At 60.7% G+C, this 20,672-nt stretch carries 24 protein-coding genes and 1 tRNA gene; 21 read left to right on the top strand and 4 right to left on the bottom strand.

The features are described from left to right. Positions 1 to 848: 848 nt before the first annotated feature. A complete protein-coding gene (locus UCMB321_RS22190) occupies positions 849 to 1,127 on the top strand; it encodes a DUF3077 domain-containing protein (RefSeq protein WP_040070647.1) in 279 nt (92 codons plus the stop codon). 211 nt (positions 1,128 to 1,338) lie between these two features. Here the strand turns inward: UCMB321_RS22190 and UCMB321_RS22185 are convergent, their stop codons facing one another. From UCMB321_RS22185 to UCMB321_RS22175, 3 genes are all read right to left on the bottom strand, one after another. Continuing rightward, positions 1,339 to 1,740, bottom strand: a complete 402-nt coding sequence (locus tag UCMB321_RS22185; RefSeq protein WP_040070646.1) for a type II toxin-antitoxin system MqsA family antitoxin — start codon at positions 1,738 to 1,740, stop codon at positions 1,339 to 1,341. Between the two features lie 2 nt (positions 1,741 to 1,742). Next, positions 1,743 to 2,039, bottom strand: a complete 297-nt coding sequence (locus UCMB321_RS22180; RefSeq protein WP_040070644.1) for a type II toxin-antitoxin system MqsR family toxin — start codon at positions 2,037 to 2,039, stop codon at positions 1,743 to 1,745. Positions 2,040 to 2,430: 391 nt separating this feature from the next. Continuing rightward, positions 2,431 to 2,515, bottom strand: a tRNA-Leu gene (locus UCMB321_RS22175). Between the two features lie 108 nt (positions 2,516 to 2,623). Here UCMB321_RS22175 and queA point away from each other — a divergent pair. The 6 genes from queA (at position 2,624) to UCMB321_RS22145 (ending at position 8,724) form a co-directional block, all read left to right on the top strand. Next, a complete protein-coding gene (gene queA / locus UCMB321_RS22170) occupies positions 2,624 to 3,688 on the top strand; it encodes a tRNA preQ1(34) S-adenosylmethionine ribosyltransferase-isomerase QueA (RefSeq protein WP_040070643.1) in 1,065 nt (354 codons plus the stop codon). Positions 3,689 to 3,702: 14 nt separating this feature from the next. Next, the gene (tgt, locus tag UCMB321_RS22165; protein WP_167337458.1) at positions 3,703 to 4,818 is read left to right on the top strand and encodes a tRNA guanosine(34) transglycosylase Tgt; all 1,116 of its coding nucleotides are present in this window, start codon (positions 3,703 to 3,705) and stop codon (positions 4,816 to 4,818) included. Between the two features lie 36 nt (positions 4,819 to 4,854). Further along, positions 4,855 to 5,190: a preprotein translocase subunit YajC gene (yajC, locus tag UCMB321_RS22160; RefSeq protein WP_040070641.1), complete on the top strand. Its 336-nt coding sequence runs from the start codon at positions 4,855 to 4,857 to the stop codon at positions 5,188 to 5,190. A 62-nt stretch (positions 5,191 to 5,252) separates the two neighbouring features. Next, entirely contained in the window at positions 5,253 to 7,121 is a 1,869-nt protein-coding gene (secD, locus tag UCMB321_RS22155) for a protein translocase subunit SecD (protein WP_040070640.1), read from the top strand. Between the two features lie 9 nt (positions 7,122 to 7,130). Next, positions 7,131 to 8,045 carry a protein translocase subunit SecF gene (secF, locus tag UCMB321_RS22150; RefSeq protein ID WP_040070639.1) on the top strand — a complete coding sequence of 305 codons (915 nt, stop codon included), beginning with the start codon at positions 7,131 to 7,133 and terminating at the stop codon, positions 8,043 to 8,045. Between the two features lie 124 nt (positions 8,046 to 8,169). Then, positions 8,170 to 8,724, top strand: coding sequence for a glycine zipper 2TM domain-containing protein (locus tag UCMB321_RS22145; protein WP_040070638.1), 555 nt, complete (start codon positions 8,170 to 8,172; stop codon positions 8,722 to 8,724). Between the two features lie 71 nt (positions 8,725 to 8,795). On the opposite strand, the gene suhB is transcribed toward UCMB321_RS22145, so the two are convergent. Continuing rightward, on the bottom strand, positions 8,796 to 9,611 hold the full coding sequence (suhB, locus tag UCMB321_RS22140) for a type III secretion system regulator SuhB (RefSeq protein ID WP_040070636.1): 816 nt from the start codon (positions 9,609 to 9,611) through the stop codon (positions 8,796 to 8,798). A 144-nt stretch (positions 9,612 to 9,755) separates the two neighbouring features. Between suhB and trmJ the strand changes: the two genes are divergently transcribed. The 14 genes from trmJ (at position 9,756) to UCMB321_RS22070 (ending at position 20,672) form a co-directional block, all read left to right on the top strand. Continuing rightward, on the top strand, positions 9,756 to 10,529 hold the full coding sequence (trmJ, locus tag UCMB321_RS22135; RefSeq protein ID WP_040070634.1) for a tRNA (cytosine(32)/uridine(32)-2'-O)-methyltransferase TrmJ: 774 nt from the start codon (positions 9,756 to 9,758) through the stop codon (positions 10,527 to 10,529). After that, on the top strand, positions 10,529 to 11,305 hold the full coding sequence (gene cysE / locus UCMB321_RS22130; protein WP_040070632.1) for a serine O-acetyltransferase: 777 nt from the start codon (positions 10,529 to 10,531) through the stop codon (positions 11,303 to 11,305). Before trmJ ends, cysE begins: the two co-directional genes overlap by 1 nt. A gap of 293 nt (positions 11,306 to 11,598) precedes the next feature. Further along, positions 11,599 to 12,090, top strand: coding sequence for a Fe-S cluster assembly transcriptional regulator IscR (iscR, locus tag UCMB321_RS22125; RefSeq protein ID WP_040070630.1), 492 nt, complete (start codon positions 11,599 to 11,601; stop codon positions 12,088 to 12,090). Positions 12,091 to 12,140: 50 nt separating this feature from the next. Continuing rightward, positions 12,141 to 13,355: an IscS subfamily cysteine desulfurase gene (locus UCMB321_RS22120; RefSeq protein ID WP_040070628.1), complete on the top strand. Its 1,215-nt coding sequence runs from the start codon at positions 12,141 to 12,143 to the stop codon at positions 13,353 to 13,355. 101 nt (positions 13,356 to 13,456) lie between these two features. After that, a complete protein-coding gene (gene iscU, locus UCMB321_RS22115) occupies positions 13,457 to 13,843 on the top strand; it encodes a Fe-S cluster assembly scaffold IscU (RefSeq protein WP_040070627.1) in 387 nt (128 codons plus the stop codon). Positions 13,844 to 13,891: 48 nt separating this feature from the next. Further along, positions 13,892 to 14,215 carry an iron-sulfur cluster assembly protein IscA gene (gene iscA / locus UCMB321_RS22110; RefSeq protein WP_017904917.1) on the top strand — a complete coding sequence of 108 codons (324 nt, stop codon included), beginning with the start codon at positions 13,892 to 13,894 and terminating at the stop codon, positions 14,213 to 14,215. Between the two features lie 8 nt (positions 14,216 to 14,223). Next, entirely contained in the window at positions 14,224 to 14,745 is a 522-nt protein-coding gene (gene hscB / locus UCMB321_RS22105; RefSeq protein ID WP_040070624.1) for a co-chaperone HscB, read from the top strand. A gap of 51 nt (positions 14,746 to 14,796) precedes the next feature. Then, positions 14,797 to 16,659 (top strand): Fe-S protein assembly chaperone HscA, encoded by a 1,863-nt coding sequence (gene hscA / locus UCMB321_RS22100; protein ID WP_040070623.1) that lies wholly within the window; start codon positions 14,797 to 14,799, stop codon positions 16,657 to 16,659. A gap of 2 nt (positions 16,660 to 16,661) precedes the next feature. After that, positions 16,662 to 17,003 (top strand): ISC system 2Fe-2S type ferredoxin, encoded by a 342-nt coding sequence (gene fdx / locus UCMB321_RS22095; RefSeq protein WP_040070622.1) that lies wholly within the window; start codon positions 16,662 to 16,664, stop codon positions 17,001 to 17,003. A 14-nt stretch (positions 17,004 to 17,017) separates the two neighbouring features. Beyond that, entirely contained in the window at positions 17,018 to 17,218 is a 201-nt protein-coding gene (gene iscX / locus UCMB321_RS22090) for a Fe-S cluster assembly protein IscX (RefSeq protein ID WP_040070621.1), read from the top strand. Between the two features lie 88 nt (positions 17,219 to 17,306). Continuing rightward, positions 17,307 to 17,732 carry a nucleoside-diphosphate kinase gene (ndk, locus tag UCMB321_RS22085; protein WP_040070619.1) on the top strand — a complete coding sequence of 142 codons (426 nt, stop codon included), beginning with the start codon at positions 17,307 to 17,309 and terminating at the stop codon, positions 17,730 to 17,732. 28 nt (positions 17,733 to 17,760) lie between these two features. Further along, the gene (gene rlmN, locus UCMB321_RS22080; protein WP_040070617.1) at positions 17,761 to 18,909 is read left to right on the top strand and encodes a dual-specificity RNA methyltransferase RlmN; all 1,149 of its coding nucleotides are present in this window, start codon (positions 17,761 to 17,763) and stop codon (positions 18,907 to 18,909) included. Between the two features lie 12 nt (positions 18,910 to 18,921). After that, positions 18,922 to 19,683, top strand: a complete 762-nt coding sequence (gene pilW / locus UCMB321_RS22075; RefSeq protein ID WP_040070616.1) for a type IV pilus biogenesis/stability protein PilW — start codon at positions 18,922 to 18,924, stop codon at positions 19,681 to 19,683. Continuing rightward, complete coding sequence (locus UCMB321_RS22070; protein ID WP_040070614.1) at positions 19,680 to 20,672, top strand: RodZ domain-containing protein; 993 nt, start codon at positions 19,680 to 19,682, stop codon at positions 20,670 to 20,672. The genes pilW and UCMB321_RS22070 overlap by 4 nt, the downstream gene beginning before the upstream one ends.

Genomic DNA, 20,672 nt, shown 5'->3' with positions numbered 1-20,672 from the left:
CGGACGAACCAGGTGGTTGTCGGTTGTCCGAAAGTGTCGGCTGCGGCGCTCACGCCACGTCACGGTATCGTGGCATTTTCAGGCCGTTGGCCAGGCACCCTGGGCGGGTATCTTGTTGGGCCCGGTGCGGTCTTCGCCACACCTCTTCAGGGCATAAAAGGCAGCTTGCCATGCTGTCTTTGATTCGTGCGCACCAAAGCGACGTGGGCGGTTCTTTCTGCGACTGCCCGTTGAGTCTAGAAGAACGGGGCTCAAGGCGTTGTCCCTGAGGGGCGTGATGCTCCTCTTCCCTGAAAGTCGAGACGAAAAAAAACCGCCTTAGTAGGGCGGTTTTTTCCGCAAGTCTGGCATTAAGCCAGCTTGCATATCTCACAGAGACCATCGATGTGGATTTTCAGTGTACTGGTGTCAGCATGCCTCATGCAACGCTGTGCTTGCTTCGTGACAACAAGGATTATTGAGTCCTGATTGACCACGAAATATTTGGCCTCAAACGCTTTCTTGAGCGCTGACAACCGTCCGCTATCCTTCTCCTGTCGCTGCCAATCCAGCGACCGGGCCTGGAAACCTGTGGAACAATGGGCGCATAGGCGCCACCATTCATCACGACTGCTGGTGCCTTTTTGTGCCAGTCTCTGCGTGTTATGGCGGCTGTGCGCGGGAGGCCCTCGGGGTCTGCCGGGTTTTCCTATTGTCCCGGTTTCCAGCCTGCGTACAGCTGCCACCCATTCGCCTGGAAACGAACGTGGTAGCTCCCTCACATTAGGAGTTCTGCGTATGAACGTTTTTGATGGATCGACTTTGCATGTTCTAACCCCCAGCACTCAGCTCAATGCCGGAGGTGCCCAATGACCAAGCCACCCTCAAACAAAACCCTTGGTGTCATCACCTTTTCTCAGTGCGGCTCCCAAGGTCGTGAACTGTTCCGGGTAAACCCCGGCGTTCCCATTCTGGAAGCCATGGAGCATGCATCTCTCCTGCTCTATTGCGCCAAAGCACTCTCCCTCGATGCCGCTCTGGAAAGCGATGGCGAACGCTACGCCTGGGCATCGCATTACCTGGGTGAGATGGGCAAGGCGGTCATTGATGATTTGACGCAGGGAATGTTGCGCGGGACGTCGGTGTAGGCAGGTAGTTTTCGGTTGATGCCGATTTTGGCGGTGGGTCTTGGCAGGCTCACCGCGTTATCGTTCTTCGTCGGAATGCCGCCCGGAGCAAGCTCGGCTCCTACAAGAGGTTGGTGTTTATCGCTTTTCTGGAGGCGAAAAAAAGACCTTGAGGCCCAAGGTCCTTTTAAAACAAGCAACAAGAGAAGACTGGGGGAGCAGGCCTAGACCTTCAGGCCATCCTGACTTCGTTCAGCAGCTCAGGATGACGGTCGAGCACTTTGAGCAATTTCACCAATGCCAACGAGGGTTTGGTTTTACCATTCTCGTACCGGGAGAAGGCATTGATACCCCCACCAAAGATCTCCGCTGCCTCGCGCTGGTCAAGGGAGAGTTTTTTACGCACGCTGGTAATAAATCCGGGATCGACAATTGCCGCGTTCACCTGTTTCGAGAAGGCACGCATTTCACGCATGACTCGATCCGACTCAACCGTATCCAGGACAGACTCGGCGCAGGCTGGGCAGAAGTCTCCCGTCACCGAAGTGATGACTGTGGTTTCGCCTTTGTAGGTGTAGGGCAGGTCGCGGGTATCGTGGATCAGCTCTGCCGCGCCGCAAACAGGACATTTCATGTTCATAGCTCCTTGAAGGATACGATCAGCACGTCATCGATAACCGTCAGCTTCAAATATACGTCGCCCACCTGCGTGCTTGGGCGGTACACGTCTTGCCAGATCGTGTGATCGGCATGAGTCGTCATGCTCTTGTAGAAGTCCGTTTCTGTCAGCGCCGTCACGACAGTCAGCATATCTGACAGCCCAAGCCCCAACTCATTCGCGCCCACTCGTGCAGTGTGGGTGGTGCGTACCTTTCCTGCCCCGATTAAGGCTTTGACTATTGATAGCTTGCAATGAGGGGTGCTTTTTTCCATGAGATTAGATACTAACCTATTAGGTTTTTATTTGGCAATTTGGTTGGCGTTTCGCTTGCACTGTGAGCGAGCTTACTCCGCAGAGGTGGATGCGGCTTCAGGGGTGTATTTCAAGATTTGAATCGCTTGAGGGAGGTATTCGAGAGCAGGCCACGAATGCCTCGATAGCCGGGGTGATGGGCAGTGTGCTGATCGATGATTTGACGCAATGGATTTTGCGCGGGGAGAGGAGTAAGAGCCGGGCGATCTTCGATTGATGTCGAGATTGGCTGCGGTGGAGGGCAGGCTCACCGCGTCATCGTTCATCGCCAGCAAGCCGGCTCCTACAGGGTTGTGGTGCTTTTCTGTAGGCGAAAAAAAAGACCTTGAAATTCAAGGTCTTTTTCAATTTTGGTGCCCCGAGGGAGACTCGAACTCCCACTCCTTTCGAAAACGGATTTTGAATCCGCCGCGTCTACCAATTCCGCCATCAGGGCTCAATGGCGGCGAAGTATAGAGACGTGATTACCGTTGGTCAATCGGCTTTCGTGGTCAATTTTTACGATTTCCGCTAAACTTCCCGGCCCTGCTGAACGAACCCCATCATGCGCGTCGCTGACTTTACTTTCGAGCTCCCCGATTCCCTGATCGCTCGCCATCCCCTGGCCGAGCGACGCCTCAGTCGCCTGCTGACCCTCGACGGCCCCAGCGGCGCTCTCGCACATCGTCAATTTACTGATTTGCTTGAGTATTTACGCCCAGGCGATCTGATGGTGTTCAACAACACCCGGGTCATTCCAGCCCGCCTGTTCGGCCAGAAAGCCTCCGGTGGCAAGCTGGAAATCCTCGTGGAAAGGGTCCTCGATACCCACCGCGTGCTGGCCCATGTGCGCTCCAGCAAATCACCCAAACCCGGCTCGAAGATCCTGATCGAGGGCGGCGGCGAAGCCGAGATGCTTGCCCGCCACGACACGCTCTTCGAACTGGGTTTCGACGAGGAAGTGCTGCCGCTGCTGGAGCGCGTCGGCCATATGCCGTTGCCTCCTTATATAGACCGCCCCGATGAAGGCGCGGACCGCGAGCGCTACCAGACGGTCTACGCCGAACGCCTCGGCGCTGTGGCCGCACCTACTGCCGGGCTGCATTTCGACCAGCCGCTGCTGGACGCCATTGCCGCCAAGGGCGTTGAAACCGCCTTCGTCACCCTGCACGTTGGTGCCGGGACCTTCCAGCCGGTGCGCGTGGAACGTCTCGAAGACCACCACATGCACCACGAATGGCTGGAAGTCAGCCAGGAAGTGGTGGACGCCGTCGCCGCCTGCCGCGCGCGCGGTGGTCGGGTGATCGCCGTGGGCACCACCAGCGTCCGTTCGCTGGAAAGCGCCGCCCGCGATGGCGTGCTCAAGCCGTTCAGCGGCGACACCGACATCTTTATCTACCCGGGCCGTCCCTTCCACGTGGTCGACGCCCTGGTGACCAATTTCCACCTGCCCGAATCCACGCTGCTGATGCTGGTTTCGGCCTTTGCCGGTTACCCCGAGACCATGGCCGCCTACAAGGCCGCCGTGGACAACGGCTACCGCTTCTTCAGTTACGGTGATGCCATGTTCATTACCCGCAACCCGGCGCCTGCCGCACCCAAGGATCGGGCCCCAGAGGATCAAGCATGAGTCGCACCTGTCGTATGTCGTTCGAGCTGCTCGCCACCGATGGCAAGGCTCGTCGCGGTCGCCTGACCTTTCCCCGTGGTACCGTCGAAACCCCGGCCTTCATGCCGGTGGGCACCTATGGCACGGTCAAGGGCATGCTGCCACGGGATATCGTCGCCACCGGCGCCGAGATCATCCTCGGCAACACCTTCCACCTGTGGCTGCGCCCCGGCACCGAGGTGATCAAGGAGCACGGCGACCTGCACGACTTCATGCAGTGGAAAGGCCCGATCCTCACCGACTCCGGCGGCTTCCAGGTGTTCAGCCTGGGCGCCATGCGCAAGATCAAGGAGGAGGGCGTGACCTTCGCCTCGCCGGTCGACGGCGCCAAGGTGTTCATGGGCCCGGAAGAGTCGATGCAGGTGCAGCGCGACCTGGGCTCGGACATCGTGATGATTTTCGACGAGTGCACGCCGTACCCGGCTGACGAAGACGTCGCCCGCGTGTCCATGGAGCTGTCGCTGCGCTGGGCCCAGCGCTCGAAAAATGCCCACGGCGACAACACCGCCGCGCTGTTCGGGATTGTCCAGGGCGGCATGCACGAGAACCTGCGCAAGCGCTCCCTCGAAGGCCTCGACAAGATCGGCTTCGACGGCCTGGCCATCGGCGGCCTGTCGGTGGGCGAGCCCAAGCACGAGATGATCAAGGTGCTGGATTACCTGCCCGGCCTGATGCCTGCTGACAAACCTCGTTACCTTATGGGTGTTGGCAAGCCGGAAGATCTCGTGGAGGGTGTGCGCCGCGGGGTGGACATGTTCGATTGCGTGATGCCAACCCGTAATGCCCGCAATGGGCATCTGTTCATCGATACCGGCGTGCTGAAGATCCGCAACGCGTTCCATCGCCACGATGAGTCGCCGCTGGATCCGACCTGCGATTGCTACACCTGCCAGAACTTCTCCCGCGCTTATCTGCATCATTTGGACAAGTGCGGCGAAATGCTGGGGAGCATGTTGAATACGATCCACAATTTGCGCCATTACCAGCGCCTGATGGCTGGTTTGCGCGAGGCTATTCAACAGGGTACATTGGCCGCCTTTGTCGATGCCTTCTACGCCAAACGCGGACTTCCCGTGCCGCCTTTGGACTGAATATTCAGAATTGAATTCTTGCAACTGGAGTGCTAAATGAGCTTTTTCATCTCTAATGCGTTCGCGGACGGCGCGGCACCTGCTGCTGCGGCGCCCACGGCTGGCTTCGAATGGATCTTCCTGGTCGGTTTCCTGGTCATCTTCTACCTGATGATCTGGCGTCCACAGGCCAAGCGCGCCAAGGAGCAGAAGAACCTGCTGGGCAACCTGGCCAAGGGCGACGAAGTGGTCACCACCGGTGGTATCGCCGGCAAGATCACCAAAGTGACCGACGATTTCGTGGTTCTGGAAGTGTCCGACACCATCGAAATGAAGTTTCAGAAGGGTGCTATCGCGGCCACCCTGCCTAAAGGCACGCTGAAAGCGATCTAAGTTTCAACTTTCAACAATCGACGGGGCGCGCAAGGCGCCCCGCGTCATAAGCGGGCGGCGTGATGCTGAACAAATACCCTCTGTGGAAATACCTACTGATCCTGGCGGTGCTGGCGGTCGGTTTTATTTATTCCGCTCCCAATCTCTATCCTGACGATCCGGCGATCCAGGTCAGCGGCGCCAGCACGGCGTTGCAGGTCAACCAGGCCGATCTGGATCGCGTGAGCAAGGCGCTCACCGACGCCGGGATTGCCGTCAAGGGCGCCACACTGGCCGCCGGCGGCAAGGGCGGGCTGGTGCGTCTGACCAAGCCGGAAGACCAACTGCCGGCCAAGGATGTGGTGCGTAAAGCCCTCGGCGACGACTATGTCGTGGCCCTGAACCTGGCACAGACCACCCCGCAATGGCTGCGCGGCCTTGGCGCGCACCCGATGAAGCTGGGCCTGGACTTGTCCGGTGGTGTGCACTTCCTGCTGGAAGTGGACATGGAAAAGGCCGTGGACGCCCGCCTGAAAGTCTATGACGGCGACGTCAAGAGCCTGTTGCGCAAGGAGCGTGTACGTTATCGCACGCTGCCGCCGTTCAATGGCGCCATCCAGCTGGGCTTTGCCGACGCGGATACCCGTGACCAGGCCCGTGTGCTGATCCGCAAGAACTTCAACGATTTCGACATCGTACCGGCCGACCTCAACGATCAGCTGGTGCTGCGTCTGGCGATGACCCCGGCCAAGCTGGCGGAAATCCGCGAATACTCCATCAAGCAGAACCTGACCACGGTGCGTAACCGCGTCAACGAGCTGGGTGTCGCCGAGCCACTGGTGCAGCGTCAGGGTGCCAACCGCATCGTGGTCGAGCTGCCGGGCGTGCAGGACACCGCTGAAGCCAAGCGGATCCTCGGCAAGACCGCCAACCTGGAGTTCCGTCTGGCCGCCGAGCCGGGTGCTTCCAAGGCCACCTCCGAGGAATTCGAGTTCCGTGAAGGCAAGCGTCCTCCCGCGCAGATCGAGCGTGGCCTGATCATCACCGGTGACCAGGTGACCGACGCCCAGGCGAGCTTCGACGAACACGGTCGTCCACAGGTGAACATCAAGCTGGATGGCCACGGCGGCGACCTGATGAGCCGCGCGACCCGCAGTAACGTCGGTCGCAGCATGGCGGTGATCTTCATCGAGCAGAAGCCGATCACCACCTACACCAAGCAGGTCGTGAATGGCGTCGAGAAAGACGTGCCGGTGCAGAGCTTTAAGGAAGAGAAGAAGATCATCAGCCTGGCGACCATCCAGTCGCCGCTGGGCAGTCAGTTCCGCATCACCGGCCTGAACGGCCAGGGCGAATCCTCGGAACTGGCGCTGCTGCTGCGTGCCGGTGGTCTGGCCGCGCCGATGTACTTCGCGGAAGAACGTACCATCGGTCCAAGCCTGGGTGCGGACAACATCACCAAGGGTATCGATGCGTCGCTGTGGGGCATGCTGTTCGTCTCGCTGTTCATCATGGCCATCTACCGCTTCTTCGGCATCATCGCCACCGTGGCGCTGGCCTTCAACATGGTCGCCTTGCTGGCGCTGATGTCCCTGCTGGGGGCGACGCTGACCCTGCCGGGTATTGCCGGTATCGTCTTGACCATGGGTATGGCGGTGGATGCCAACGTGCTGATCTTCTCGCGGATACGTGAAGAGATTGCCGCGGGGATGACGGTGCAGCGGGCAATCAATGAAGGCTTCAGTCGCGCCTACACGGCGATTGTCGACGCCAACCTGACCACGCTGCTGGTGGGTGGCATCCTCTTTGCCATGGGTACCGGTCCGGTCAAGGGCTTTGCGGTGACCATGTCCCTCGGGATCTTTACCTCGATGTTCACGGCCATCATGGTGACCCGCGCGATGGTCAACCTGATCTTCGGCGGTCGTGACTTCAAGAAGTTGTGGATTTAAGGGGCTGCCATGTTACGTACTATCAACTTCATGGGTGTTCGCAACGTTGCGTTCGGCGTCACCCTGTTCCTGACCGCATTGGCGTTGTTCAGCTGCTTCCACAAGGGCATGAACTACGGCCTGGACTTCACCGGCGGTACGCTCATCGAGCTGACCTACGAGCATCCGGCGGATGTGGCCAAGGTCCGCGCGCAACTGACCGAATCCGGTTATCACGAGGCGATCGTGCAGAGTTTCGGCGCGACCACCGACTTGCTGGTGCGGATGCCGGGTGAAGATCCGCAGCTGGGCCATCAGGTGGCCGATGCGCTGCAGAAGGTCGGCGGCGACAACCCGGCGCAGGTCAAGCGCGTCGAGTTCGTCGGTCCCCAGGTGGGTGAAGAGCTGCGCGACCAGGGCGGCCTCGGTATGCTCATGGCGCTGGGCGGCGTGCTGATCTACCTGGCGTTCCGCTTCCAGTGGAAGTTCGCGGTGGGCGCCATCGTCTCGCTGGTCCACGACGTGGTGGTGACCGTGGGTATCCTGTCGTTCTTCCAGGTCACCTTCGACCTGACGGTACTGGCGGCGGTGCTGGCGATTATCGGCTACTCGCTCAACGACACCATCGTGGTCTTCGACCGGGTGCGGGAGAACTTCCGTGTGCTGCGCAAGGCCAGCCTGATCGAGAACATCAACATCTCGACCACGCAAACCCTGCTGCGGACCATGGCAACGTCGATCTCCACCCTGCTGGCGATTTCCGCGCTGCTGTTCTTCGGTGGCGACAACCTGCACGGCTTCTCCGTTGCCCTGTTCGTCGGTGTCATGGCGGGTACCTACTCGTCGATCTACATCGCCAACGTGGTGCTGATCTGGCTGAACCTGAACAGCGAGGATTTGATTCCTGCTGTCAGCACCCAGAAGGAAGTCGACGACCGTCCTTGACGGAAATCCTTCCCCGGGTTGTCAGCTGAAAAGGCGCGAGTGTTGAACTCGCGCCTTTTTTTATACTCCAAAGCCATAGAGAAGCGCGGGGAATGGACCCGCTTGTGATGGTCAGGAGGTTCACGTGAACAAGTCGTTGCTGGTAGGTGCGGTATTGGGTGCTGTCGGTGTGACTGCCGGGGGTGCTGTTGCTACCTATAATCTGGTAAAAAGCGGCCCTGAGTATGCGCAAGTATTGGCGGTGGAACCGATCAAGACACAAATCAAGACCCCGCGCCAAGTCTGTGAGGATGTCGCGGTGACCCGGCAGAAGCCGGTCCAGGATGAGCACCGTATCGCGGGTACCGCGTTGGGTGCCATCGGTGGCGGTCTGCTCGGCAACATGGTCGGTGGCGGTCGCGGCAAGACCCTGGCGACCGTGGTCGGTGCGGTAGGCGGTGGTTATGCCGGTAACAAGGTGCAGGAGGGCATGCAGCAGCGTGACACCTATACCACGACCCAGAAGCGTTGCAACACGGTCAGCGATGTCAGCGAAAAACTCGTCGGCTACGATGTGCGCTATCAGGTGGGCGGCAAGGAAGGCAAGGTGCGGATGGACCATGATCCGGGTAACCAGATCCCGCTGGACAAGGAGGGTCGCCTGATCCTTGGTCAGAACCAGGGCCAGCCAGCCCAGTAATACTGGCCGTTGAGGCATAAAAAAATGCCCCGTATCGCAAGATACGGGGCATTTTTGTGGGCGGTGAAGGCTTAGCGCTTCAGCGACGCCGGCAGGTGCGGCTGGATCGCCGTCAGTACTGCCTTGAAGCACTTGGTGTTGCCGGCAACGATATGGCCTTTTTCCAAGAAGTCGTGACCGCCGGTGAAGTCGCTCACCAGGCCGCCGGCTTCTTGAATCAGCAGGGCACCGGCTGCCATGTCCCATTCGGACAGGCCCGACTCCCAGAACGCATCGAAACGACCGGCGGCCACGTAGGCCAGGTCCAGGCTCGCAGCACCGGCGCGGCGGATGCCGGCGGTCTGGCCGACCAGGGCGCGGAACATGCCCAGGTAGTTGTCCAGGTTGTCCATCTGGTCGTCACGGAACGGGAAACCGGTACCCAGCAGGGCGCCGTCCAGGCTGGTGCGACCGCTGACGCGCAGGCGACGGCCGTTGAGCTGGGCGCCACGGCCGCGGGAGGCGGTGAACTCTTCCTGGCGAACCGGGTCCAGGACCACGGCGTGCTCCAGGCGGCCACGGTATTTGCAGGCGATGCTGACCGCGAAGTGCGGGATGCCACGCAGGAAGTTGGTGGTGCCATCCAGTGGGTCGATGATCCACAGGTATTCTTCGCCTTCACCGCTGCCGGCATGGAAACCGGTTTCTTCGCCACGGATGCCGTGGGTCGGGTAGGCCTTGCGCAGCGCGTCGATGATTTTCTGCTCGGCGGCGCGATCCACTTCGGACACGTAGTCCTTGGCGTCTTTTTCGTCGACCTTGATGCTATCCAGGCGCTCGATGGAGCGGAAAATCAATTCACTGGCGCTGCGGGCGGCGCGCAGCGCGATATTCAGCATGGGCTGCATGGACATTTCACCTAGAGTGTTAAAGAAAGCCGAACATTCTACCAGAAAAGTCCCAGGGGAGAAGGACGACATTGGCGCTCGTGGCGCAATCCCCAGTGCTTCTGTAAGATTTGCTCCCCTTCGCCGAGTCTGAGAGCGCCTCTCGTGTTGCAAAATATTCGTGTTGTCCTGGTCAATACCAGTCATCCGGGCAATATCGGCGGGGCCGCGCGGGCCATGAAAAACATGGGGTTGTCGCGCCTGGTGCTGGTGGAACCGCGGGTCTTTCCCTCCGCGGAAGCCGATGCACGGGCTTCCGGTGCCACCGATATCCTTGAAAACGCGCAAGTCGTCGCCACCTTGGAAGACGCGTTGGTCGGCTGCAACCTGGTGTTCGGCACCAGCGCCCGCGACCGGCGGATTCCCTGGCCGTTGCTCGATCCCCGTGAGTCCGGGGTGAAGGTGGTCGAGGAGGCCGGGCAGGGCGCCGAGATCGCCTTGGTATTTGGTCGTGAGGATTCCGGCCTGACCAACGACGAGCTGCAGCGATGTCATTATCACGTGCATATCCCGTCCGATCCGGACTTCAGTTCGCTCAACCTCGCCACGGCGGTGCAGGTGCTGGCCTATGAAGTGCGGATGTCCTGGCTGGCGTCCGTAGGGCAGCCGAGCAAGGTAGAGAAGCATGAAGTGGCGTCGACGCGTAGCGAAGAGCTGGCGACCATGGATGAGATGGAGCGGTTCTACGACCATCTGGAGCAGACCCTGGTGGCCATCGACTTCCTCGACCCGGAAAAACCGCGCCATCTGATGGCCCGGTTACGTCGTTTGTACGGGCGCAGTGCGGTCAGTCGCGCCGAGATGAATATTTTGCGGGGCATCCTCACGGAAACCGAAAAAGCGGCCCGGGGTGAGCTCCTTAAGCGGAAGGATCAGTGATGTTCGAGCGTTTGCGAGAAGATATCCAGAGCGTATTCCACCGTGATCCGGCGGCACGTAATGCCTTTGAAGTCCTGACCTGCTATCCGGGCCTGCATGCCATCTGGCTGCATCGCCTGGGGCATGCGTTGTGGGGCATGGGCTGGAAGTGGCCGGCGCGGGTGGTGTCGAACTTCGGTCGCTGGCTGACCGGCATCGAGATCCATCCCGGGGCCAAGGTCGGACGGCGGTTCTTTATCGACCATGGCATGGGTATCGTGATCGGCGAAACCGCCGAGATCGGCAATGACGTGACTATCTATCAGGGCGTGACCCTGGGCGGTACCAGCTGGAACAAGGGCAAGCGTCACCCGACCCTGGAGGATGGCGTGGTGGTGGGGGCCGGCGCCAAGGTGCTGGGGCCGTTTACCGTCGGTGCCGGGGCCAAGGTGGGTTCCAATGCGGTGGTGACCAAGGCGGTACCGCCAGGGGCGACGGTTGTCGGTATTCCGGGGCGGATCATCATGAAGGTCGATGATCAGGTCGAAGCCAAGCGCAAGGCCATGGCGGAAAAGATCGGTTTCGATGCCTATGGTGTCAGCGAAGACATGCCGGATCCGGTGGCACGTGCCATTGGCCAGTTGCTCGATCATCTGCAGGCTGTGGATGGACGCCTGGAAGGTATGTGCGGGGCGCTGAAGGACCTGGGCAGCACTTATTGCGCCAAGGAGCTGCCGGAGTTGCACTGCGACGGGTTTGTCGAGGTGAAAGGCGAGACCGAGGCCAAGGCCGGTTGATGATGTCGGGCTTGCCGGTCTCATCGCTGGCAATCGAGCGTCGACCGGCGCTCCTACAGAGGATTGTGGGTGGCTCGGATAGTGTGTGAGCCGGCTTGCCGGCGATAGCGTCCTCAAGGGCAGCCAAAATCCATTGGTCCAGCGCGATGCCATTACGCCGCGGACTTTGCTACAATTCGCGCGCTCTTTTGCCGGTAAACCCGACTAAAGCACTAGGTCTTATAGTTGACTTAAATACTCGGGAATAGCATACTCTTCCCCATCCCGATCCCGTAACTCCGTGGTACCTGTCCATGCGACTGACTACAAAAGGCCGATATGCCGTGACCGCCATGCTCGACCTGGCGTTGCACGCGCAACGCGGGCCGGTGTCTCTGGCCGATATCTCCGAGCGCCAAGGCATCTCCCTATCCTACCTCGAACAGCTTTTCGCCAAGTTGCGCCGCAGCAACCTGGTGTCCAGTGTGCGCGGTCCCGGTGGCGGTTACCAGCTGTCACGCGATATGCAGGGGATCCAGGTTGCACAGGTGATCGATGCCGTGAACGAATCGGTCGATGCCACCAAATGCCAGGGGCTGGGCGATTGCCATGGCGGCGATACCTGCCTGACCCACCACCTGTGGTGCGACCTCAGCCTGCAGATCCACGAATTTCTCAGCGGTATCAGCTTGGCGGACCTTGTCACTCGCCGTGAAGTGCAAGAGGTCGCCCAGCGTCAGGATCAGCGCCGCTGTAATAGCAAGGCGCCGCACCTGGATAAGATCGAAGCGTCCGCCGTCGAATGACAGCCAAAGAGCCCGCGGTGCGCCAGCCAGCCTGATTTAGGAGAGTGTCCATGAAATTGCCGATTTACCTTGATTACTCAGCGACCACCCCGGTTGATCCGCGTGTCGCGCAGAAAATGAGTGAATGCCTGCTGGTTGACGGAAACTTCGGTAACCCGGCGTCCCGTTCCCACGTGTTCGGCTGGAAAGCCGAGGAATCCGTGGAAAACGCTCGTCGTCAGGTGGCCGACCTGGTCAATGCCGACCCGCGTGAAATTGTCTGGACCTCCGGTGCCACCGAGTCCGACAACCTGGCGATCAAGGGTGTCGCGCATTTCTACAGCACCAAGGGCAAGCACCTGATCACCAGCAAGATCGAACACAAGGCGGTCCTCGATACCATGCGCCAACTGGAGCGCGAAGGTTTCGAAGTCACCTACATCGAGCCGGGTTCGGATGGCCTGATCACCCCGGCCATGGTCGAAGCCGCGCTGCGCGACGACACCCTCCTGGTCTCGATCATGCACGTGAACAACGAGATCGGCACCATCAACGACATCGCCGCCATTGGCGAGCTGACCCGCTCGCGCGGCGTTCTGTTCCATGTGGATGCTGCCCAGTCCACCGGCAAGGTCGATATCGACCTGCAGAAGCTGAAAGTCGACCTGATGTCCTTCTCGGCCCACAAGACCTACGGCCCTAAAGGCATCGGCGCGCTGTACGTCAGCCGCAAGCCGCGGGTTCGCCTCGAGGCGACCATGCACGGCGGCGGTCACGAGCGTGGTATGCGTTCCGGTACCCTGGCGACCCACCAGATCGTCGGCATGGGCGAAGCCTTCCGCGTGGCCAAGGAAGACATGGCCGCCGAGAACCTGCGCATCAAGGCCCTGAGCGAGCGTTTCTTCAAGCAGGTCGAGCACCTGGAAGAGCTGTACGTCAACGGCAGCATGACCGCCCGTGTACCGCACAACCTGAACCTGAGCTTCAACTACGTCGAAGGCGAGTCGCTGATCATGGCGCTCAAGGACCTGGCGGTTTCCTCCGGTTCCGCTTGCACCTCGGCTTCGCTGGAGCCTTCGTACGTTCTGCGTGCCCTGGGCCGCAACGACGAACTGGCGCACAGCTCGATCCGCTTCACCTTCGGTCGTTTCACCACCGAGGAAGAAATCGATTACGCCGCGCAGAAAGTCTGCGAGGCTGTCGCCAAGCTGCGCGCACTGTCGCCGCTGTGGGACATGTTCAAAGACGGCGTCGATATCTCGAAGATCGAGTGGGCGGCACACTAAATAAAGAAGCCGCCACAGACAGGTCCTGTCGCGACGCGGCAATCAACAGCTGGCGTAACGACGGGACCGAGAGCGGCCCTGATGAGTGAGGATTAAGTACCATGTCTTACAGCGAAAAGGTCATCGACCACTACGAAAACCCGCGTAACGTCGGCAAGATGAACGCGGAAGACCCGAATGTCGGCACCGGCATGGTCGGCGCCCCGGCGTGTGGCGACGTGATGCGCCTGCAGATCAAGGTCAACGAGCAGGGCGTCATCGAAGACGCCAAGTTCAAGACCTACGGCTGCGGTTCGGCTATCGCCTCCAGCTCCCTGGCCACCGAGTGGATGAAAGGCAAGACTCTGGATGAAGCAGAGACCATCAAGAACACTCAACTGGCTGAAGAACTGGCCCTGCCGCCAGTGAAGATCCACTGCTCGGTACTCGCCGAAGACGCCATCAAGGCCGCCGTTCGCGATTACAAGCAGAAGAAAGGTCTGATCTAAACGATCCGGCGTTCAAGATTTGGGCGAAGAGTAAGTAAGGAGTCACCGATGGCTATCAGCATGACAGAAGCGGCTGCTCGACACGTGCGACGCTCCCTTGACGGGCGCGGCAAAGGTGAAGGGATTCGTCTGGGTGTTCGCACCACAGGCTGTTCCGGCCTTGCCTATGTGCTGGAGTTCGTCGACGAGGTGGTGGCGGAAGACCAGGTGTTCGAAAGTCACGGCGAGAAAGTGATCATCGACCCGAAAAGCCTCGCTTACCTGGACGGCACCGAGCTGGATTTCGTCAAGGAAGGGTTGAACGAAGGCTTCAAGTTCAACAATCCCAACGTGCGCGGTGAGTGTGGCTGCGGCGAAAGCTTCAACGTCTGAGGCGATTCGTGGGTACTCCTTGTCATTTCGCTTTATTCGAGTTGCAGCCGAGCTTTACGCTGGATCTCGAACAGTTGGCCGCGCGTTATCGTGAACTGGCGCGCGGCGTTCACCCGGACCGCTTTGCCGACGCTTCCGAGCGTGAGCAGCGCCTGGCGCTGGAGCGGTCCGCCAGTCTCAACGAGGCCTACCAGACCCTCAAGAGTCCTCCCAAGCGCGCGCGCTACCTGCTCGCCATGGGCGGCCACGAGTTGCCGCTGGAGGTCACGGTGCACGATCCCGACTTCCTCCTGCAGCAGATGCAATGGCGTGAGGAGCTCGAGGAGTTGCAGGACGAGGCGGACCTGTCTGGTATCGCCTCGTTCAAGCGCCGCTTGAAAGTCGCCCAGGATCAATTGAACGACAGCTTCGCAGCCTGTTGGAACGATGCCGCGCAACGCGAACAGGCCGAACGCCTGATGCGGCGCATGCAGTTTCTCGACAAGCTCACCTACGAAGTGCGCCAGTTAGAAGAGCGCCTCGACGATTAACCCAGTGCCGCCTCGGTCGCACGCCTGATATTCAGATAAGTCCAGATAACGATGGCCCTACTGCAGATCGCCGAACCCGGCCAGAGTCCTCAACCGCACCAGCGTCGCCTGGCTGTGGGGATCGACTTGGGCACTACCAATTCGCTGGTCGCTGCGTTGCGCAGTGGTCTTTCCGAACCGTTGCCCGATGCCGACGGGCAGGTGATCCTGCCGTCCGCGGTGCGCTATCACGCCGACCGCGTTGAAGTCGGCCAGTCGGCCAAGCGGGCCGCCGCCAGTGATCCGCTCAATACCGTCTTGTCGGTGAAGCGCCTGATGGGCCGCGGCCTGGAGGACGTCAAGCAACTGGGCGAGCAGCTGCCTTACCGCTTTGTCGGCGGTGAATCGCACATGCCGTTCATCGAGACCGTGCAGGGCCCGAAAAGCCCGGTGGAAGTCTCCGCGGACATCCTCAAGGTGCTGCGTCAGCGCGCCGAGTCGACCCTGGGCGGCGAACTGGTGGGGGCGGTGATCACCGTACCGGCCTATTTCGACGAGGCCCAGCGCCAGGCGACCAAGGATGCGGCCAGGCTGGCCGGGCTCAATGTGCTGCGACTGCTCAATGAGCCGACGGCGGCGGCGGTGGCCTATGGTCTGGACCAGAATGCCGAAGGCGTGGTCGCCATCTATGACCTGGGTGGCGGTACCTTCGATATTTCGATTCTGCGCCTGACCGGCGGTGTTTTCGAAGTGCTGGCCACCGGTGGCGACAGTGCCCTGGGCGGCGATGACTTCGATCACGCGATTGCCGGCTGGATCATCGAGCAGGCCGGTTTGTCCGCCGATCTCGATCCGGGGGCGCAGCGCCATCTGCTGCAGATTGCCTGCGCCGCCAAGGAAGCCCTGACCGATACGGCTTCGGTCGAGGTGGTGTATGGCGATTGGCGTGCCGCCTTGAGTCGTGAGGCCTTCGACGGGCTGATCGAGCCGATGGTTGCGCGCAGCCTCAAGGCTTGCCGTCGCGCCGTGCGTGACTCGAACGTGGAGCTCGACGAAGTCAGCGCCGTGGTCATGGTTGGCGGTTCGACCCGTGTGCCGCGCGTCCGTGAGGCGGTCGCCGAGATGTTCGGTCGCCAGCCGTTGACCGAGATCGACCCGGATCAGGTGGTGGCCATCGGTGCCGCGATCCAGGCCGATACCCTGGCCGGCAACAAGCGCGATGGCAGCGAGTTGCTGCTGCTGGACGTGATCCCGTTGTCCCTGGGCCTGGAAACCATGGGCGGCCTGATGGAGAAGGTGATTCCGCGCAACACCACCATTCCCGTCGCCCGCGCCCAGGACTTCACCACCTATAAAGACGGCCAGTCGGCCATGATGATTCACGTCCTGCAAGGCGAGCGTGAGCTGATCAGCGACTGCCGCTCCCTGGCGCGCTTCGAGCTGCGCGGTATCCCGGCCATGGTGGCGGGTGCGGCGAAGATTCGCGTGACCTTCCAGGTCGATGCCGATGGCCTGCTCAATGTCACGGCCCGCGAACTGGTGTCGGGGGTCGAGTCGAGCATCCAGGTCAAGCCGTCCTACGGTCTGACCGACGGCGAAATAGCCAGGATGCTCAAGGATTCGTTCCAGCACGCCGGCGACGACAAGGTTGCCCGCGTGCTGCGTGAACAGCAGGTCGATGCCCAGCGCCTGATCGAGGCGGTGCAGGCTGCCGTGGCGGCTGACGGCGACCGCCTGCTCGATGCCGATGAGCGCATGGTCATCGAAATGCAGGTGCAGGAACTGACCGAACTGATGAAAGGTACCGATGGCCATGCCATCGAGCAGCAGACCAAGCGTCTGTCGCAAGTGACCGATGCCTTTGCTGCCCGCCGCCTGGATTCGACGGTGAAAGCCGCGCTGGCGGGGCGCAACCTGAACGAGATTGAGGAATAACGATGCCGCAGGTGATTTTTCTGCCACACGAAAGGTTCTGCCCGGAGGGCATGGTCGTGGAGGCTGAGACGGGGGTTTCGATCCTCGAACTGGCTCATCAGCACCATATCGAGATGGAAAGTGCCTGTGGTGGCGTTTGTGCCTGCACCACCTGTCACTGCCTGATTCGCGAAGGCTTCGACTCGCTGGAAGAGGCCGACGAGCTGGAAGAGGACTTCCTTGACAAGGCCTGGGGGCTGGAAGCCCAGTCGCGCCTGGGCTGCCAGGCAAAAGTCGGGACTGAAGACCTCACCGTCGAAATTCCGAAATACTCGCTCAACCACGCCGCCGAAGCGCCGCACTGATTCTGGGAGCTGACATGAGCCTGAAATGGGTTGATGTGCTTGATATTGCGATCGAGCTGGCTGAAAGCAAGCCCGACGTGGACCCGCGTTACGTAAACTTCGTCGATCTGCACAATTGGGTCGTAGCTTTGCCGGAGTTCGGCGACGATCCTGAGCGTGGCGGCGAAAAGGTTCTCGAGGCCATCCAGGCCGCGTGGATTGAAGAAGCCGACTGAGCCGCGCGGCAGGTTAGGCAATACCCTGGAACCCGCGTATAATTCGCGGGTTTAATTTTTGGCAAATCACTGTCTTTGGAGTTACACCATGGCTGTTCAACGTACTTTCTCCATCATCAAGCCTGACGCCGTTGCAAAAAACGTGATCGGCGAGATCACCACCCGTTTCGAAAAAGCCGGCCTGCGCGTTGTAGCTTCGAAACTCAAGCAACTGTCCAAAGCCGAAGCTGAAGGCTTCTACGCTGAGCACAGCGCTCGTGGTTTCTTCGGCGACCTGGTTGCCTTCATGATCTCCGGTCCGGTTGTCGTTCAGGTTCTGGAAGGCGAAAACGCTATCGCTCTGAACCGTGAGCTGATGGGCGCTACCAACCCTAAAGAAGCCGCTCCTGGCACCATCCGCGCTGACTTCGCTGATTCCATCGACGCCAACGCCGTACACGGTTCGGACTCCGAAGCCGCTGCTGCTCGCGAAATCTCGTACTTCTTCGCAGCTACCGAAGTAACCACTCGCTAAGCACGGGCTTGGGAGTGAGGGTGAATCCATGACTGTATCGATCGGCAAGACAAACCTGTTGGGTCTGACTCAACCGGAAATGGAAAAATTCTTCGACTCAATCGGGGAGAAACGTTTCCGTGCCGGTCAGGTCATGAAATGGATTCACCACTTTGGCGTCGATGATTTCGACGCCATGACGAACGTCAGCAAGGCCTTGCGCGAAAAGCTCAAGGCGGTTGCTGAAGTGCGTGGTCCCGAAGTGGTCAGCGAGGACATTTCCAGCGACGGCACCCGCAAGTGGGTGGTGCGCGTGGCGTCCGGCAGCTGCGTCGAGACCGTCTACATTCCCCAGGGCAAGCGCGGCACCTTGTGCGTTTCGTCCCAGGCGGGCTGTGCCCTGGACTGCAGTTTCTGCTCCACCGGCAAGCAAGGCTTCAACAGCAACCTCACCGCCGCCGAAGTGATCGGCCAGGTGTGGATTGCCAACAAATCCTTTGGCAGCGTCCCGGCGACCGTCGACCGTGCCATCACCAACGTGGTGATGATGGGCATGGGTGAGCCGCTGCTGAACTTCGACAACGTCATCGCGGCCATGCACCTGATGATGGACGACCTGGGCTACGGCATCTCCAAGCGCCGCGTGACCCTGTCGACCTCCGGCGTGGTACCGATGATCGATGTGCTCGCCGAGCACATCGACGTCTCCCTGGCGTTGTCGCTGCACGCACCCAATGACGCATTGCGTAACCAATTGGTGCCGATCAACAAGAAGTATCCGCTTAAGATGTTGCTCGAGTCGTGCCGTCGCTACATGGCGACCCTCGGCGAGAAACGTGTCCTGACCATCGAGTACACCCTGCTCAAGGATGTCAACGACCAGGTCGAGCATGCCGTCGAGATGATCGAGCTGCTCAAGGACACGCCCTGCAAGATCAACCTGATTCCGTTCAACCCGTTCCCGCATTCGGGCTACGAGCGGCCGAGCAACAATGCGATCCGGCGTTTCCAGGATCTGTTGCATCAGGCCGGCTACAACGTCACGGTACGCACCACCCGCGGTGAAGACATCGACGCGGCCTGTGGTCAACTGGTGGGGCAGGTGCTGGATCGCACCCGGCGCAGCGAACGCTACATCGCCGTACGTGAGCTGAGCGCCGATGCCGACAGTGGGCAAAGCGCCGCGAACCGAAACTGAGAGAGGACCTCCATGACCTTGCGCGCTGCGCTCCTTGTTGTATTCGTCGGCCTGCTGGCCGGCTGCGTTTCATCGGGTAATGTCGACCCGTTGAGTACCAGCAAGGGGCGCGATGAAGCGCGCGCGGCTTATGTGCAACTGGGCATCGGCTACCTGCAGCAAGGCCAGACCGAGCAGGCCAAGGTCCCGCTCAGGAAAGCCCTGGAAATGAACGGCTCCGATGCCGATGCCAATGCCGCCCTGGCGCTGGTGTTCCAGGCCGAGGGTGAGCCGAAACTGGCCGAGGAGCACTTCCAGAAGGCCCTGGCGACGCGGCCTGGCGATGCACGGATTCTCAACAACTACGGCAGCTTCCTGTTCGAGATCAAGCGCTACAAGGACGCCTACGAGCGTTTCGAACAGGCCGCCGCCGACAGCCTCTATACCGAACGCTCCCGGGTCTTCGAAAACCTCGGCCTGACCGCCCTGGCCCTTGGCCAGCGGGATCTGGCCCTGCAGCATTTCGACAAATCCCTGCGCCTGAATCGTCAACAGCCACGTGCTTTGCTGGAAATGGCTGAGTTGTCTTACGAAGACAGGCATTATGTGCCCGCACGCGATTATTACGACCGCTTCAGCCTGCTGAGCGAGCAGAATGCGCGTAGCCTATTGCTCGGTATCCGCCTGGCGAAAATCTACGAAGACCGTGACAAGGCCGCCAGCTACGGCCTGCAATTAAAACGACTCTATCCCGGTACGCCGGAATATCAGCAATACCTGTCGGAGCAAAGATGAAAGCGGCGCAACCCGAATTTGTAGCAGCGACTCGCGTCAACCCCGGTGAGACCCTGCGTCAGGCCCGCGAAAGCAACGGTTGGACGCTGGCCGAGGTGGCCCTGAAGCTCAACCTCACGGCGTCGTCCCTGAGTAACCTGGAAGCCGGTGCCTTCGACAAGCTGCCGGGGCATACCTTTGCCCGGGGTTATATCCGCGCCTACGCCAAGTTGCTGGGCATGGACCAGGCCGTCCTGGTTCAGCAGTTCGACCAGTGCACCGGTACCGACTCCCAGGGCAGCAGTGTCCAGGCACTGGGGCGTATCGAAGAGCCGGTGCGGTTTTCCCATACGCTCCTGCGCATTGTCAGCCTGTTGCTGCTGATCGCCGTGATCGGCGGCGGTTTCATCTGGTGGCAGGACCAGGCCAGCCTGCGTACCAAGGACCAGGCCGCCATCAGCATGGAGCACGTCGAAGTCGAAAGCGCCGACGGCACCACGCAGATTCATCCGATCGACGAGCCGGAAGACCAGGCCGTGACCGAGAACCAGGCGGCGCCGGAGCCGGCGGCGACTGAAGGCGCCAGCGAAGCTCAGCCGGCGGCCCCAGCGCCGGCGGCCAGCGCTCCGGCAACGCCGGCTGTCGTAGCGGTGCCCCATGCGGCCCAGACCCAGGTCGTGGCCCCGACGCCTGCGCCGGCCCCGATTGCTCCGGTCGCGCCGAGCGCCCCGGTCAACGCTGCGCCGGCTGCCGCCGAGCCGGTTGCCGGTGCCGGCCAGGTGCACCTGAACTTCACCGCCGATTGCTGGACCCAGGTGACCGACGGTAATGGCAAGGTGCTGCTCAGCGGCCTCAAGCGCAAGGGCGAGAGCCTCGACCTCAGCGGCAAGCCACCTTTTGCCGTGCGCCTGGGCTATGCCCGTGGTGCGCAGATCACATACAACGGTCAGCCGGTCGATATCGCACCGTTCACCAGTGGCGAGACCGCTCGCCTGAAGCTAGGTCAATAA

Source organism: Pseudomonas batumici (assembly GCF_000820515.1).
Taxonomy (GTDB): Bacteria; Pseudomonadota; Gammaproteobacteria; order Pseudomonadales; family Pseudomonadaceae; genus Aquipseudomonas; species Aquipseudomonas batumici.
This window is presented reverse-complemented; position numbering and strand designations above follow the sequence as displayed.